General features: G+C 69.2%; 16 protein-coding genes and 1 pseudogene. 8 read left to right on the forward strand and 9 right to left on the reverse strand.

From position 1 onward, the window contains the following. Positions 1-40 precede the first annotated feature (40 nt). Entirely contained in the window at positions 41-1426 is a 1386-nt protein-coding gene (locus tag OG406_RS20530; protein WP_329187081.1) for a serine hydrolase domain-containing protein, read from the forward strand. A 141-nt stretch (positions 1427-1567) separates the two neighbouring features. Here the strand turns inward: OG406_RS20530 and OG406_RS20535 are convergent, their stop codons facing one another. Both OG406_RS20535 and OG406_RS20540 read right to left on the reverse strand, forming a co-directional pair. Then, complete coding sequence (locus OG406_RS20535; RefSeq protein WP_267051327.1) at positions 1568-2020, reverse strand: GNAT family N-acetyltransferase; 453 nt, start codon at positions 2018-2020, stop codon at positions 1568-1570. Between the two features lie 9 nt (positions 2021-2029). Beyond that, entirely contained in the window at positions 2030-2518 is a 489-nt protein-coding gene (locus OG406_RS20540) for a MarR family winged helix-turn-helix transcriptional regulator (RefSeq protein ID WP_267051326.1), read from the reverse strand. A 140-nt stretch (positions 2519-2658) separates the two neighbouring features. Here OG406_RS20540 and OG406_RS20545 point away from each other — a divergent pair, with 140 nt between their 5' ends. Together OG406_RS20545 and OG406_RS20550 are read left to right on the forward strand one after the other, a co-directional pair. Continuing rightward, positions 2659-3867: an MFS transporter gene (locus OG406_RS20545; protein ID WP_329187084.1), complete on the forward strand. Its 1209-nt coding sequence runs from the start codon at positions 2659-2661 to the stop codon at positions 3865-3867. A gap of 100 nt (positions 3868-3967) precedes the next feature. Further along, positions 3968-4393 carry a GlcG/HbpS family heme-binding protein gene (locus OG406_RS20550; RefSeq protein ID WP_164372686.1) on the forward strand — a complete coding sequence of 142 codons (426 nt, stop codon included), beginning with the start codon at positions 3968-3970 and terminating at the stop codon, positions 4391-4393. A gap of 172 nt (positions 4394-4565) precedes the next feature. Here OG406_RS20550 and OG406_RS20555 read toward each other — a convergent pair. Then, positions 4566-4696: pseudogene (locus OG406_RS20555) on the reverse strand (GNAT family N-acetyltransferase); the annotation flags it as partial. Between the two features lie 663 nt (positions 4697-5359). On the opposite strand from OG406_RS20555, the gene OG406_RS20560 reads away from it, so the two are divergent. Beyond that, the gene (locus OG406_RS20560) at positions 5360-7129 is read left to right on the forward strand and encodes a globin domain-containing protein (protein ID WP_329187087.1); all 1770 of its coding nucleotides are present in this window, start codon (positions 5360-5362) and stop codon (positions 7127-7129) included. 36 nt (positions 7130-7165) lie between these two features. Here OG406_RS20560 and OG406_RS20565 read toward each other — a convergent pair whose 3' ends face one another. The 5 genes from OG406_RS20565 to OG406_RS20585 form a co-directional block, all read right to left on the reverse strand. Beyond that, a complete protein-coding gene (locus OG406_RS20565) occupies positions 7166-7645 on the reverse strand; it encodes an NUDIX domain-containing protein (protein WP_164372684.1) in 480 nt (159 codons plus the stop codon). Between the two features lie 103 nt (positions 7646-7748). Then, on the reverse strand, positions 7749-8654 hold the full coding sequence (locus tag OG406_RS20570) for a LysR family transcriptional regulator (protein ID WP_164372683.1): 906 nt from the start codon (positions 8652-8654) through the stop codon (positions 7749-7751). Positions 8655-8870: 216 nt separating this feature from the next. Beyond that, a complete protein-coding gene (locus OG406_RS20575; protein WP_164372682.1) occupies positions 8871-10058 on the reverse strand; it encodes a cystathionine gamma-lyase in 1188 nt (395 codons plus the stop codon). After that, a complete protein-coding gene (locus tag OG406_RS20580; protein ID WP_267051323.1) occupies positions 10055-10546 on the reverse strand; it encodes a low molecular weight protein-tyrosine-phosphatase in 492 nt (163 codons plus the stop codon). The genes OG406_RS20575 and OG406_RS20580 overlap by 4 nt, the downstream gene beginning before the upstream one ends. 9 nt (positions 10547-10555) lie before the next feature. Next, on the reverse strand, positions 10556-10939 hold the full coding sequence (locus OG406_RS20585; protein ID WP_164372680.1) for a phage holin family protein: 384 nt from the start codon (positions 10937-10939) through the stop codon (positions 10556-10558). An 82-nt stretch (positions 10940-11021) separates the two neighbouring features. Between OG406_RS20585 and OG406_RS20590 the strand changes: the two genes are divergently transcribed. The 4 genes from OG406_RS20590 (at position 11022) to OG406_RS20605 (ending at position 13551) form a co-directional block, all read left to right on the forward strand. Then, the gene (locus tag OG406_RS20590) at positions 11022-11339 is read left to right on the forward strand and encodes a cupin domain-containing protein (protein WP_081221685.1); all 318 of its coding nucleotides are present in this window, start codon (positions 11022-11024) and stop codon (positions 11337-11339) included. Between the two features lie 165 nt (positions 11340-11504). Next, the gene (locus OG406_RS20595; RefSeq protein ID WP_081218298.1) at positions 11505-11717 is read left to right on the forward strand and encodes a DUF5326 family protein; all 213 of its coding nucleotides are present in this window, start codon (positions 11505-11507) and stop codon (positions 11715-11717) included. Positions 11718-12288: 571 nt separating this feature from the next. Beyond that, positions 12289-13014, forward strand: a complete 726-nt coding sequence (locus OG406_RS20600; protein WP_164372979.1) for an IclR family transcriptional regulator — start codon at positions 12289-12291, stop codon at positions 13012-13014. Between the two features lie 99 nt (positions 13015-13113). Then, entirely contained in the window at positions 13114-13551 is a 438-nt protein-coding gene (locus tag OG406_RS20605) for an SsgA family sporulation/cell division regulator (protein WP_081218297.1), read from the forward strand. A gap of 85 nt (positions 13552-13636) precedes the next feature. Here the strand turns inward: OG406_RS20605 and OG406_RS20610 are convergent, their stop codons facing one another. Beyond that, entirely contained in the window at positions 13637-15286 is a 1650-nt protein-coding gene (locus OG406_RS20610; RefSeq protein ID WP_329187092.1) for a YibE/F family protein, read from the reverse strand. Between the last annotated feature and the right edge of the window lie 144 nt (positions 15287-15430).

A 15430-nucleotide genomic window follows, 5' to 3' on the forward strand; every position in this document is an offset into this window, starting at 1 on the left:
TCCGCTCGACGTCCGGGGGCAGGGCGGGTGGACTGGTGCCATGACGACACCTCAGGACGATCTCCTCCCCAGCACACGCCGAGCCCTTCTGCATCGCATCGCCCTCGCGCAGAGCGAGGGGCGGGCGCCATCACTCGTCGCGACGGTGGTCCGCGGCGGGAAGGCGGTCTGGCACGGAGCGCGGACTTCGGTGGACGGTCACGGGCCGGACGGGAACGTGCAGTACCGGATCGGCTCCATCACCAAGACGTTCACGGCGGTGCTCGTACTCCGGCTGAGGGACGAGGGTCTCCTGGACCTCGGTGACCCGCTGGAGAAGCATCTCTCGGGTACGGGCGCGGGGGAGATCACCATCGCCCAACTCCTCGCGCACACAGGCGGATTGGCGGCCGAGTCGCCCGCGCCCTGGTGGGAACGCACACCCGGATCGCTCCGCCCCGGTCTGGCCGATGTGCTGGGCGAGCAGCCGTTCCGGCATCCGGTCGGCCGACGCCACCACTACTCGAATCCCGGCTACACGCTGCTCGGTGCCCTCGTCGAGGAGGTACGGGGTGCCCCCTGGGAGGACGTGCTGCGCCGCGAAGTACTCGAACCACTCGGCCTGCACCGTACGAGTGGAGACCCGCAAGCCCCGCACGCGGGAGGCTGGGCGGTCCACCCCTGGGCCGACGCGATGATGCCCGAGCCCACGGAAGACCTCGGGCGCATGGCTCCGGCAGGGCAGCTCTGGTCCACCACGGGGGACCTGGCCCGCTTCGCCGCCTTCTTGATCGAGGGTGACGACCGGGTCCTGAGCGCCGAGTCGGTCCGGGAGATGCGGACGCCCGCGGCTCCCTCGGAGACCGCGGACCTGGCCGTGGGAACCAGCTACGGGCTCGCGATGCAGATCCTGCATCGTGACGGACGGACCCTCGTCGGGCATTCCGGATCCCTGCCGGGCTTCCTTGCCGGGCTGGTGATCAGCGTGGACGACGACGTGGCGGCCGTCGTGCTGTCCAACTGCACTTCGGGACCTCCCACGTTCGCCGTCGCCGCCGATCTGGTGCGGATCGTCGCGGAGGCCGAGCCGCGGATTCCCGAGCCTTGGCGGCCGATGGCCGAAGTCGACCGGGCGGTTCTGGAACTTGCGGGTCAGTGGTACTGGGGGACGCATCCCTTTGGCCTGCGGGTGCCGGTGACCGGCGGGCTGGTGCTAGGGCCACTGTCGGGCATCGGCCGTGGCGCCCGCTTCAGGGCGAACGGCGACGGGACGTGGACCGGGCTCGACGGCTATTACGCGGGTGAGCTTCTACGGCCCGTCCGGCGGGATGACGGGTCGGTGAGCCACCTGGACCTCGGGTCGTTCGTGTTCACGCGTCAGCCGTACGACAAGGAGGCTCAGGTGCCCGGTGGAGTGGACGCGGCCGGCTGGCGAGGAATGAAGTAGCCGCACCGTCGTGGAGGTGGCCTGTTTCACGTGAAACAGGCCACCTCTTCGCGTGGGTGAGCTGCGGAGCCTGCCTCTGTACCGCTGCATGTGCCGTACGGCGCCCACGAGGGGCGCGTTCAGGTGTCCCGGCTCCTCGGGTCAGAGCGCGAGCTTGAAGCCGACGTGGGAGGCCTCGAAGCCGAGCCGTTCGTAGAAGCGGTGGGCGTCGGTGCGGGAGGCGTCGGAGGTGAGCTGGACCAACTGGCAGCCCTGGCGGCGGGATTCATCGATCGCCCACTCGATGAGCTGTGTTCCGAGCCCACTGCCGCGTTCGTCGGCGTGAATGCGGACGGCCTCGATGATCGAGCGGGTCGCTCCCTTCCGGGAGAGCCCGGGAATCACCGTGAGCTGCAGAGTGCCGACGACGCGGCTCTCGCGGACGGCGACGACGAGGTGCTGGTTCGGGTCGGCACTCAGACGCTTCAGGGCGTCCAGGTACGGGGTCAGGTCGTCGGGCGATTCCCGCTGCGCTCCCAGCGGGTCGTCGGCCAGCATCGCGACGATGGCGTGCATGTCGTCGGCGACTGCGGCTCGTATTTCAAGATCTGCCATGAGCGCACCCTACGAGGGCACGCCCACTGACGACATCGGCTGTACGGGCGCGTTCGCCGACTCCACGACGCGGACCAGCGGTGCCAGCTCCGGGACCTCGGCGGCGTCGTCGAGCGCCTCGCGGAGCGCGGCGTCGTTGGTCGGGCGTGCTGCGGTCAGCAGTTCCAGGCCCGCCTCGCTGACGTTCGTGTAGATGCCACGGCGGTCGGTCGGGCAGAGATAGCGGGCGAGCAGCCCTCGGTCCTCGAGCCGGGTGACCAGGCGGGTGGTGGCGCTCTGGCTGAGCACGACCGCGTCCGCGACCTGCTTCATCTGCAGATGGCCTCCCTCACCGTCGTGCTGTCGGCTGAGCACGTCGAGCAGGGAGTACTCGCGCACGCTGAGTCCGTGATGGGCCTGCAGGGCCCGCTCGATGTGCGCCTCGATCCTCCCGTGCAGCAAGGAGAGGGCGCACCATCCCTGAGCGAGGGCGGTGAGCGCGGGGTCCGTGGCTGTCATGACGTTTCCTCCGTCCCGGAGCGGCTGAAACCAGGATAGAGCACGAACGCAATAGCCCGCTGTTGCATATAGCCCGCGTCTGCAACTATTGTGGGCGCACGCTAAGCGCTCCTGCAATCTTCTGGAAGGTGTATCCCACCATGCCTCTCGCGCTTCTGGCCCTCGCGATCGGGGCCTTCGGAATCGGAACGACCGAGTTCGTCATCATGGGCGTCCTGCCCGAGGTCGCCGGAGACTTCGGGGTCTCCATCCCCACCGCCGGACTGCTGGTCACCGGCTATGCGCTCGGAGTGGTGATCGGCGCGCCGATCATGACCGCTCTGGGTACGAAGGTGTCCCGCAAGCGCATGCTGATGGCGCTGATGGGGCTGTTCGTCCTCGGGAACCTGCTCTCCGCCGTGGCTCCGGTCTTCGGCCTGATGCTCGTCGGCAGGGTGGTTGCCTCCCTCGCCCACGGTGCGTTCTTCGGCATCGGCTCGGTGGTCGCCGCCGAACTCGTCGCGCCCGAGAAGAAGGCCGGCGCGATCGCGATGATGTTCAGCGGTCTCACGATCGCCAACGTCGTCGGTGTCCCGCTGGGCACGCTGATCGGACAGTCCGCGGGCTGGCGGGTCACGTTCGCGGGCGTCGCCGTGCTCGGACTGGTCGGGCTGCTGGGCATCGCCAAGCTGGTCCCGGAGATGCCGAAGCCCGAGGGCGTTCACCTGCGCCATGAACTGGCCGCGTTCAAGAACGTCCAGGTACTGCTCGCCATGGCGATGACCGTGCTCGGCTTCGGCGGAGTCTTCGCCGCCATCACCTACATCGCACCGATGATGACGAACGTGGCAGGCTTCGCCGACGGATCGGTCACCTGGCTGCTCGTCTTCTTCGGTCTCGGCATGGTCGGCGGCAACCTCGTCGGCGGCAGGTTCGCCGACCGTGCCCTGATGCCGATGCTCTACGTGTCCCTCGGCGGCCTCGCCGTAGTACTGGCGCTGTTCACCTTCACCGCACACAACAAGATCCTCGCGGCCGTCACCATCGCTCTGATCGGTGCCCTCGGCTTCGCGACGGTTCCCCCGTTGCAGAAGCGCGTGCTCGACCAGGCGCACGGCGCCCCGACGCTTGCCTCGGCCGTGAACATCGGTGCCTTCAACCTCGGCAACGCTCTGTCGGCCTGGCTCGGCGGGATGGTGATCGCCGCCGGTCTCGGCTACACCGCCCCCAACTGGGTCGGCGCGGCCCTAGCCGCAGGCGCACTCGTCCTCGCCGTCCTCTCGGCCGCTCTGGAGCGGCGGGCGTCCACCCCCGGCACTGTCGTTGCCGGCGGCACTCCCGCCGATCAGCGGACCGCCGTCCACTCCTGACCGAGATCGAGCCGGCCTGAGCAAGGGCCGTCCCAAGGCTGTCTCGACTCAGCACCTCCTCAACACCCTGAACAGCACACCCCCACAAGGAGAAACCCCGATGAGCACCACCGTCACCGCCGTCGCCCCCCTGACCATCGAGGACGCGGAGGTCCTCGTCACCGCGGCCCGGCGTGCCGCCGAGGCCGCCGGTGTGCGAGTCAGCGTCACCGTCCTCGACGCAGGCGGCCACCTGCTCGCCTTCCGGCGCGACGACCAGGCCGTGCTGATCTCGGGAGAGACCAGCACCCGCAAGGCCTACACGGCCCTTCAGCTCAACTCGGCCACCGCCGATCTGGTCGACGCCGTGCAGCCGGGCGGTCTCTTTCACACCCTGCCGACCGCGCTCGACCGTCCCCTGCTGTTCATCGCGGGTGGTGTGCCCGTGCACCGCGGCGGCCGTCTGATCGGCGCGGTCGGGGTCGGCGGCGGCATGCCCGACCAGGACCACGGCTTCGCCGTCACCGCCGTCGAGACGCTCGTCTGACCTTCACGTTGCCGCAGCGTCTTTTCCGGGCGCTCTGCAGACCCGAAGTGCCGGATCCCACATGGTTGGGGGTCCGGCACTTCTGTCATGACGTCGGGCGAGTTCTGGGCGGACGGCCACCGTGAACGGTGTGAAGCGACGCGTCCGGTCACCCGGCAGGTCAGGGACCCTGGACGACGTGTCGCATCAGACGTCGGCCGATGCCTTGTCGTGCACGCCGCTCGGCGACCAGGGCCATGCCGGCCGATGCCAGTTCGGACGCTCAGGCGGGCCGTATGTGGCCACCGCGCAGAGCGGTTTCACGTGAAACGTCCGGCTGTGCGCCCCAGGGTGAAGGTGCTCGGCTCGGCGGTGAAGGTGCAGATCGCGAACCGGCTTTGTGAAGGGTTCGGGAGGGGCCGAATCGACTGCGCCGGTCTGTGGTGACTCCCGTCGGGCAGGCCCTTTGGGCATCGTCCCGCTGTCCGTCGCGGTCAATGCGCGGCGGCATCCGTGCGGTCCCGCCACTCACTCATCCGTGAGCCGAAATCTGTGGGACGCCTATCAATTGGGCTACCGAGCACGGTAATTGAGGCAATTGGCAGGTCCGGCGTCGGTGGATTCGCGGAGAGCGAAGAGGGGACTTGTGCGGGGAGCTACTGCCGGTATGGTCGACTCCGGTTCGCGTCCGCCGACATGTGTACCCGTCGTGGTGGAACGAACGCAGGCCAAAGCAGCGTAACGGGATGGAGAGATCGAAGACCCGTATTTTCCGTTATGCGGTCGGGTGTCGACCCGCAGTGGGATGCTGCGGTGAGAGCACTGCGGCCAATGTCACATTCTCTCCTTGCTTGTCCGTGCTGGGCAGGAATCCAGGTTCAATGTGGCCGCATTGGGACAACGGAACTGAACCGGGAAAGAGAACACGCCGTCTGCGGGGGAAAGCAGGCATCTTCCGATCGTGGAGGTGCGCAGACCGACCGAAAGATGTTCGAGGCGAGGCAGAACATGGACGCTCCGACCACCACGTCGGCCGACAACGGCACTTCAGGCGGCAACGGCGGGGGCGGCTGGTTCACTCCACGCAAGGAGCCCGAGGCTCCCAGTGGGGACCAGACGCCGTCGGACGGCCGCCGACTGGCCGCGATGCGCCCGATGGGCCGTTCGACCGCGGCGCCCGAGGAACAGGCGCAAGCCGCCCCCCAGCAGACAGCCCCCGAGCGGGAAACGTCCGAGCAGGAACGAATATCCACAGGCGAGACAGTCATGGCTCGGCACGGCGCGGCACCGGCGTCCCACTCGGGGACTCCTGCCACGACGCGAGCTGACGAGACGCCGCGCCGCACCCTGGGCCCGCACGAGTCGGCGCTGTCCGGGACGCGTCCTTCGCCGTCCGCACCGCCCGAGGCGGGCCCTCCGCCGTCGGCGCGGCCCGAGGCGCAGCGGTTCGAGCCGGAGCCCGCTCACGAAGGCGTACAGCACCGTTCCGCTGCCGGACAGCCGGAGCGCCACGCTCCACGGCCCTCAGAGGGCTCTGGGCCCGGAGACAGGGCCACACAGCCGTTCCACGGCGCTCCCACGCCTGTCGCCCGGACCGAGCCGCGAGCGGCGGCGCCGCAGCCCGCCGCCTCGCGCCGGCCGTCTCCCGACGCCGTGTTGGTCCGCCGGACCATGGCGGAGGTCGGCCCGGTCGCCGACAAGGTCACGTCGTACTTCTACGCGCTGCTCTTCGTGCGTCACCCGGAGCTCCGCCCCCTCTTCCCCGCGGCGATGGACACCCAGCGGGACCGCCTGCTCAAGGCGCTCCTGACCGCCGCCGAGCACATCGACAACACCGAAGTCCTCGTCGCGTATCTGCAGAACCTCGGACGCGGACACCGCAAGTACGGGACACGGCCCGAGCACTACCCGGCCGTCGGTGAGTGCCTCATCGGATCTCTCAGCCACTACGCTGCGGCTGTCTGGGATCCCGAGACGGAGGCCGCCTGGGTGCGCACGTACACCACGATCTCCCAGGTCATGATCGACGCAGCCGCCGTCGACGAGTTGCGGGCTCCCGCGTGGTGGTACGCCGAGGTGGTGTCCCACGACCTGAGGACACCGGACGTCGCCGTCATCACCGTCCGGCCCGACCAGCCCTACCCGTTCCTCGCCGGCCAGTACACGAGCGTGGAGACGCCGTGGTGGCCGCGGGTCTGGCGGCACTACTCCTTCGCCTCTGCCCCACGCTCCGACGGACTGCTGACGTTCCATGTGAAGGCCGTACCGGCGGGCTGGGTCTCCAATGCGCTCGTCCACCGTGCCCGGCCCGGTGACGTCGTCCGGCTGGGCCCTCCGTCCGGCTCGATGACGGTCGACCACACCACCGACAGCGGCCTGCTCTGCCTCGGGGGCGGCACCGGTATCGCGCCCATCAAGGCACTGGTCGAGGATGTCGCCGAGCACGGGCACCGACGCCGCGTCGAGGTCTTCTACGGGGCACGTACCGACCACGACCTGTACGACATCGACACCATGCTGCGGCTCCAGCAGAGCCACCCATGGCTCGCGGTGCGCCCGGTCGTCGACCAGCAGGCACATCTGCAGCTGCCGGACGTCGTGCGTGAGTACGGGCCGTGGAACGAGTACGACGCGTACCTTTCGGGTCCGCCCGGCATGATCCGCAGCGGTGTCGACGCGCTCAGGGACATCGGTATCCCGTCGGACCGCATCCGCCACGACTCGGTGGAGGAACTCGTCGCGGCGGCCGGCGACTGACCGACGGGGCTCTGACCCGACGCCGTCTGCGGGGGGTCAGCCCAGGTCCGGTGCGTGCATGGCGCGCACGCCCTCGATGTTCCCGTCGAGGTAGTGCCTCAGCGACAGCGGAACGAGGTGGACCGAAGCGATGCCGACACGGGTGAACGGGACGCGGACGATCTCGTACTCGCCGCAGGGCTCGTCCATTTCCGGACCGTGCCGCAGGGACGGATCCATGGACTCCAGGTGACAGACGAAGAAGTGCTGGACCTTCACTCCGGTCGCGCCGTCGTCGCCGATGTGCTCGACGGTGTCCACGAAACAGGGGACCACGTCAATGATCTTGGCCCCGAGTTCCTCGTGCACTTCGCGGTGGAGCGCCTCGACGACAGTCGTGTCCTCCGGCTCGACCCCGCCGCCCGGGGTGAGCCAGTAGGGATCGACGCCGGGCTTGGTGCGCTTGATCAGGATCAGGTCGTCACCATCGAGCAGAACGGCACGGGCGGTGCGCTTGACCACGGGTCGGACGGTCATGGGAGGAATGTGGCCCGGCTGGTTCCACGTGAAACATCACCGGGGCACGATTTCGCGTGAAACCTCCGGAAGTCCTGCCCGGGGTCCCGGGCGAACCGAGCTCTCAGCTCCAGTCGGCGGCCGCTCGCAGCAGCCACTCGTGGGCGCGGGCGATGTGCGGCATCGCCAGCGTGCCCGTCCGCACGACGAGGAAGTACGTACGCAGGGGCGGCACCGCGGGATCAAGAAGGGCCACGACCTCACCACGCGCGATGGCGTCGGAGCAGAGATAGGCGGGCAGGACGGCGAGGCCGGCACCCGCGGCGGCGCAGGCGAGGACGGCACGCAGATCGGGGACGACGACCATGCCCGAAGAAGCCGGACGGCAGTCGAAGACCGAGGCCCAGTAGCGGGCGACGAGCGGCAACGACTCGTGGACCTCGACGACGGGGACGTCCTCCAGCGCGCGGGCACCCTTGCGGCGGAGTTTGCCGGGGCCGACCTCGGCGGCCCAGCGCGGGGCGGCGACCAGGACGTGTTCTTCGTCGCAGAGCGGAGTCGCGGTGAGGAGCGCACCCCGTGGACGGGCTGTTGTGATGGCCAGATCATGATGTCCGGCCGCGAGTCCCTCCAGGGTCTCCTCCGCGTTCCCGAACGAGGCGCGCAATGCGAAGCCCTGGCCGTCCTCCCCGGTCAGTTCCGTGAGCGCGGGCAGCGCCCGCTCGGCGGTGAACTCAGGAGGCCCGGCGAGGTGCAGTGTGCGGACGTGGGAGTCCTCGTCGAGGCCGGTCTCGGCGATCTCGACGAGCGCGTCGAGATGCGGCGCCGCCTTGTGTGCGAGTTCGTCGCCGATCGTCGTGGGGGTCACCCCGCGGGCCTGGCGCAGGAACAGGGGCCTCCCCAGCTGCCGCTCCAGTGTGCGGATCTGTGAGGTCACGGCCGGTTGCGAGAGCCCGAGCAGTGCGGCGGCACGAGTGAAGGAACCGGCCCGGTGCACCGTCACAAAAGTGCGCAGCAAGGCCAAGTCCATGGTGCCCCTCCCCTCCCAGCACCCCCGCGCGAGCCCCAACTATAAATAAGTCGATAGGTCTCTGTCGCTACTGTGATTGGACACTGACACAGAGTCAACTAGCCTTGTGCGCGCGGTTCTTCGCGCGCAGAACCGGGGCGGTCCGAGCCACGAGGGGGGAGGCTCGGACCGTCCGTCGTCCGTGGCGGGCGTACTGATCCCGCCGTCACGCTCCTCCTACTCCGCGGATGCGTCCAGAGCCCGCAGCACGTCCGCCACCAGGTCCTCCGGATCCTCGGCGCCCGCCGAGAAACGGATGAAGCCTTCCGGGACGGCGTCCCCGCCCCAGCGCCCACGTCGCTCGGCCGTCGACCGCACCCCGCCGAAACTGGTGGCGTCGTCCACCAGGGTCAGCGCGTCGAGAAAACGGTCCGCGTGCTCGCGCGTGGGCAGCGTGAAGGACACCACACAGCCGAACCGACGCATCTGCTGTGAAGCGATCTTGTACGAGGGGTCGTCGGGCAGTCCGGGGTAGCGCAGCCCGGTCACCTCGGGCCGGTCCCGCAGCGCCTCGGCGATCGTCCGGGCGTTGGCGGTCTGCCGGTCGGCGCGCAACTGCAGCGTCGCGAGCGAACGGTGGGCCAGCCAGGCCTCCATCGGGCCGGGGATGGCGCCGACCACCTTGCGCCAGCGTCGGACGGGAGCCATCAGGGCGGCGTCGCGTCCGGTGACGTACCCCAGCAGGATGTCACCGTGTCCGGTGAGCATCTTGGTGCCGCTGGCGACGGAGAAGTCGGCGCCGAGCTCCAGCGGGCGCTGGCCGAGCGGGGTGGCCAGCGTGTTGTCGACGGCCACGAGGGTGCCCTGCGCGTGGGCGGCCTCGACGAGGCGTCGGAGGTCGCACACGTCGAGCCCCGGGTTGGACGGCGTCTCGATCCAGAGCAGCTTCGCCCCGTCGAGCAGCTCCAGCTGGGCGTCCCCGGCCGTGGGCGCGGTGCGCACCTCGACACCGAACGCCGTCAGCTGTTCGCGCACGAGCGGCAGCACCTGATAGCCGTCGTCGGGCAGCACGACGACGTCGCCGGCGCGCAGCTGGGAGAAGAGCACGGCGGAGATGGCGGCCATGCCCGACGGGAAGGCGAGCGTTTCGACGCTGCCCTGCCCGGGCGCCTCCAGTTCGCCGATGGCGCGCTCCAGGAGCGTCCACGTCGGGTTCTCGTCACGGCCGTAGGTGTACGGGCCGGTCGGTTCACCGGGCAGATGGAAGTGCGCGGCGAAGACCGGGCCGGGCAGTGTCGGCTCGTACTTGACGGGCTCGGGCAGGCCGGCGCGTACCGCCCGGGTGCCGTCACCCCGCGAAGCGGTGCCCTCGCTCTGCCCCGCCGCGTCGGCGCCGTTTCCCGTGACGAAATCCCCAGACGTCATGCCGCTCGTCCTTCCACTTGCTCTCGTACCGCGGCGAGCAGTCCTGGGCTCGCCGCCTCCACCATCTCAAGACATTCGTCGAAGCCGTCCATATGTCCGTAATACGGATCGGGGACGTCCAGGTCGTCGCCCGCCGCGGGATCGTAGGACCGGAGCAGCCGGACCTTCTCGGCGTCCTCGGCGGTCGGTGCCAGCCGGCGCAGTGCCCTGAAGTGGCCTACGTCGAGCGCCACGACGAGGTCGAGTCGGGAGAACCACGAGGCCTGGAACCGACGGGCCGCGTGGTCGCTCCGGTAGCCGTTGGCCTCCAGGACGGAGACCGTGCGCTCGTCGGCGCCATCACCTTCGTGCCAGCCGTCCGTGCCCGCGCTGTCGACCTCGACCAGTTCGGCGAGCCCCGCGTCCGTGACGTGGGCGCGGAAGACGGACTCCGCCATCGGCGACCGGCAGATGTTGCCGGTGCAGACGAAACAGACGCGATAGGACATGGCTCTCTCTCAGTCGTCGTCGCCGTCGGGCAGGACGACGTTCAGCGCCCAGGACACGACGGAGATGATCAGCCCGCCGAGGACGGCGGTCCAGAAGCCCTCCACGTGGAAACTCAGGTCGAGCTTGTCGGCGAGCCATGAGGTGAGCAGCAGCATCAAGGCGTTCACCACGAGGGTGATCAGGCCCAGCGTGAGGATGAAGAGCGGGAAGGTCAGCACCTTCACGACCGGCTTGACCAGGAAGTTCACCAGTCCGAAGACCAGCGCGACGAGCAGCAGGGTGCCTATCTTCTTGCCTGTGCTGTCGCCCGTCAGGGTGATCTTGTCGAGCAGCCACACGGCGATGGCCAGGGCCCCCGCGTTGGCGATCGTCTTGACTACGAAATTCTTCATGTGTCTGATCGTGGCAGACGAGATCGACAAGCACGTAGCGGCTGTGGACAAGGCCCGCGGTGCACGACAGCGGACGAGGACGATGAAGGCATTCCGGCTGGACGAACTGGAGGCGGAACGCGCCGCCAACGACGGGGCGTACCTGCAGTTCCTGCGGGAGCGGAACATGTCGGTCGGGCTGTACGCCCTCGACGCGGGGGAGCACGACCCCCAGAACCCGCACGCCCAGGACGAGGTGTACTTCGTGGTGAGCGGTCGCGCTTCGATCACGGTCGGCCTGGAGACCACCCCGGTGGCACGCGGCAGCGTCGTGTACGTGCCCGCCGGCGTCGCCCACAAGTTCCACCACATCACCGAGGACCTCCGGGTCCTGGTGATGTTCTCTCCCCCCGAGAGCTGACCCGGAGTCTCAGGGTTCCCTAGGGGGACGGTCAGGGGAGGACAAGGGGCGCGAGGCCCCCGTGCGGCCCCTTCGGCGACCTAGCATCGACGCAGGACATCAGAGAACCCGGAATCGGCGTCCCGATGTTGGGACCACGGGCGAGAAGAGGCAAGGACAAAGACGATGCGAGAGATCTTCGACGGTATGCCGTGGTGGGTGAAGTGGGTCGCGGTGCCGGTGATCGCACTGGTGGTGTTCGGTGGCCTCATAGCGAGCGTCGTCGGCTTCGTCATCGGCCTGCTCTTCAAGCTGCTCGTCTTCGTCGCGCTGGTCGGCGGACTGATCTACATCGTGCGGAAGTTCATGTCGAGTTCGTCCTCGCGCAGCGACTGGTGAGGCGTGAGCGGGCGGGCGATCGGTAACGGTGTGGGGGGAAAGGGAACGCAAGGTTCCCTCGGGCGGGGGAAGTTTCCGGCGAGGACGGCTCTGAGCGGCGGCTGACGGTTAAAGTCCGGAATTCGACGCGGGTGTCGATTCCCGCGGGCAGCGCACACCCCTCCCGTGTTCCCCCGCACGGGCGGTCCTCCTCGCGCTTCGGGAGTGCCCCTTGGCCACGGTTGACACCGCACCCGCACCATCCGCCGCTCCACCCCTTCAGCGATCGGGCGAGCCCGCGGGCGCTCGTGTCCCTCCGGTGCAACCGCGTACGTCTCCAGGGGAGACGCCCGTGTCCCGGTCGGCGCCGGCCACCTCGGCCTCTCCGCGGGCCCAGACCACTCCGCGCGCCCCGACGGCGGAATCCCCCGCACCGCGAACGAGGCCGGGGGACGCGCCCACGAGGGGCGTACGTCCGCAGGCCCCCACGCCGCCCGCCGCGGTGTCCGGAGCGGTACGCACCACGCGCGTCCCTGTTCCGGAGCCCGAAGTCGCCCCCCTGGATCCGCACCCCACCACGCTGATCGGGTCGGTGCAGCGGGCCATGCGCCTGCTTGAGGCGGTCTCCTCGCGTGACCAGGGTGCCCCCGCCAAACAGCTCGCCCGGGAGGCCGGACTCGCCCTGCCGACCGCGTACCACCTGCTGCGCACCCTCGTTCACGAGGGCTATCTGCGCCGCGACAAGGGCCTGTTCTTCCTCGGGGACGCCGCCGAACGCCTGGGCAGCAGCGGCGCCCAGCAGAAACGTCGCAGCACGGTGAGCGAGACTCTCGCCCGCTGGCGTGACGCGGTCGGCGCCCCTGTCTACTACGCGATCTACCGTGAGGGCGAGATCGAGGTCATGTGTGTCGCCGACACTCCCGCGAACCCCGCGGTCGAGGAGTGGGCCGACTTCCGCGAGACCGGACACGCGCACGCGATCGGTCAGTGCCTGCTGTCCCAGTTGGACGAGAAGTCACGGCGCGACCACCTCTCCCGGTATCCGGTGCAGTCCCTCACGCCGTACACGGTGCGTGACGAAGACCGGCTGCTGCGGCGTCTCGAACGGACCGGGCGCATGGAACCGGTCATCGAGCGGCAGGAGTACGCGCTGGGTGCCGTCTGTGCCGCGATCCCGATCACCGTGGGCAGTATTGCCGGGTCAATCGGCCTTTCCCTGCCCTCCCACCAAGCCGACCGACTGCTCCTCGCGACGCGAAAGTTGCAGAGTGAAATCGGCCTGGTCCTGGGGTCACTCGGCATCTCTATCAGTATCTGAAAACTCACTCCTTGTGATCTGTCGTGCACGTTGAGCAATATTTCAGCTGTGTCAGGGGGACGATTCCTGGCCAGGTGACAGCGAACGACGGGGTAGGCGATGCGCGAGTCGGTGCAGGCAGAAGTCATGATGAGCTTCCTCGTGTCTGAGGAGCTGTCCTTCCGCATTCCGGTGGAACTGCGCTACGAGACCCGTGATCCGTACGCTGTGCGGCTGACGTTCCACCTGCCCGGTGACGCGCCGGTGACCTGGGCGTTCGGGCGGGAGCTGCTCATCGACGGGGTGGGCAGGGCATGCGGTGACGGCGATGTGCACATCGCGCCGGCCGACCCCGAGGCGTTCGGCGAAGTACTGATCCGGCTTCAGGTCGGCTCCGACCACGCCCTGTTCCGGTCGGGAACGGCACCACTCGTCGCCTTCCTCGACCGCACGGACAAGCTCGTACCGCTCGGTCAGGAGCGGTCGCTCGACGGGTTCGACACCTACCTGGACGACGCGCTCGACCGCATCCTCGCGGAGGAGCAGAGCGCAGGCTGAAACCTCGTCACCCCCGGGCGGAGTAACGCTTCCTCAGCGGGCGCCCGCCGCGGACAGCCGGGTCCACACGGTCGTCGGGGACGGCTCAGCGCTTGCGGCGACGGCCCTTCCCGCTCCGGGCCGGCATCCTGGCGCCCGCGGGCTCCAAGGAGACGGCCGGGGCCCCCTCACGGTCCGCCGCGACCACCAGAGCGGCCAGCGCGGTCGTCACGGGTACCGCGGCGACCAGGCCGATCGACCCGACCAGCGTGCGCACGATCTCCTCGGCGACCAGTTCACTGTTGGCGACGGTCCCCACGCTGCTCTGCGCGATCGAGAACAGCAGCAGCAGAGGCAGCGCGGCACCCGCGTACGCCAGGACGAGCGTGTTGACCACGGACGCGATGTGGTCCCGGCCGATCCGGATGCCCGCCCGATACAGGCCGCGCCAGCCCATCGTGGGGTTCGCCTCGTGCAGTTCCCAGACAGCCGACGTCTGCGTCACCGTCACGTCGTCGAGCACACCGAGCGAACCGATGATGACCCCGGCCAGCAGCAGACCGCTCATGTCGATCGACGGGTACAGGCCGTGGATCAGACCGGTGTTGTCGTCCGTGTTGCCGGTCAGGACCGCCCAGTCGATGAAGACGGAGCCCAGGATGCCGATCAGCAGCAGGGAGAGCAGGGTGCCCACCACCGCGACGGATGTTCGGGCCGACAGCCCGTGGCACATGTAGAGCGCGATCAGCATGATGGCGCTGGAGCCGACGACCGCCACGACCAGGGGGTTCGACCCCTGCAGGATCGCGGGCAGGATGAAGAAGTTCAGGATCATGAAGCTGATGGCCAGGGCGACCAGTGCCATGACGCCGCGCATCCGTCCCACCACCACGACGACCACGGCGAACAGGCCCGCCAAAAGCGCCAGGGGCAGCTTCCGGTTCGCGTCCGTCACCGAGTACTGGAGGTCCTTCGGGGCCGAGGGCTCATAGGCGACGATGACCTTCTCGTCCTGATGCAACTGCCGTGACTGGTCCGGCTGGACGATCTCCGTGAACGTACGGCCCTTGTCCTTGCCGGTGTCGATCCGGATGGTCGCCCGCTTGCACTCGCCCGTCGCCTGCTGCTGCGCGGAGGAGCCTTCGGCCGTGGAGGTGTCGCCCGTCGGCGTCTCCCCCGAGGCGTTCACGGATTTGCAGTCCACCTGGACGATCTTGGTGACCGTCGCGTTCTGGGTCTGCCGGTCGAAGCCGACACCGGAGCGCTCGTGAGCCGGTGCGCCACCGGGCCACAGCACCACGAGGCCCACGGCGACCGCGGCGGCGAAGGGGATCAGTACCGCTGCGATGACCTTGCGCAGATGCTTCGAGACGGGCGCCGCCGGGCCGTGGTTGTGGCTGTGCGAGTGGCCGTGCCCACCGCCCGAGCCCTGTCCGTGGCCACCCCCCGAACCCTGTCCGTGGCCGTCGCCCGGGCCGTGCCCGTGCCCGTCTTCCGGACCCTGTGCACCCCCCGGGCCTCGGCCCTGGCCGAGGTCCTGCCCCTGCGGGTCACCGTTACCGGGGCCGTCGTTTCCCCCGCCCGGTCTCGGACGGGGACCGTTTCCGGGCCCCGGACCATGCCCGTATCCCTGACCGTCGGCCGGTCCAGCTCCGTGTCCGCGACCGTTGCCGGGACCACGTCCACGGCCGTCGTCGGAGCCCGGACGGCGAGGCGGCTCGGACGGTGGGAACGAGGGCTGCTGGGTCGTTGTCACCGACCGATCATCGCAAGAACGGCGAGGGCCCCCTGTTCACCGCGCCAGATATGACGCTAGCGTGGAGTCACCTTTGCACACGCGGGAGCTCGGAGCACCGGGCTGAGAGGGCGCTGACCTCCGTCTTCGCGATGTTTCACATGA

It is taken from the genome of Streptomyces sp. NBC_01428 (assembly GCF_036231965.1).
Taxonomy (GTDB): Bacteria; Actinomycetota; Actinomycetes; order Streptomycetales; family Streptomycetaceae; genus Streptomyces.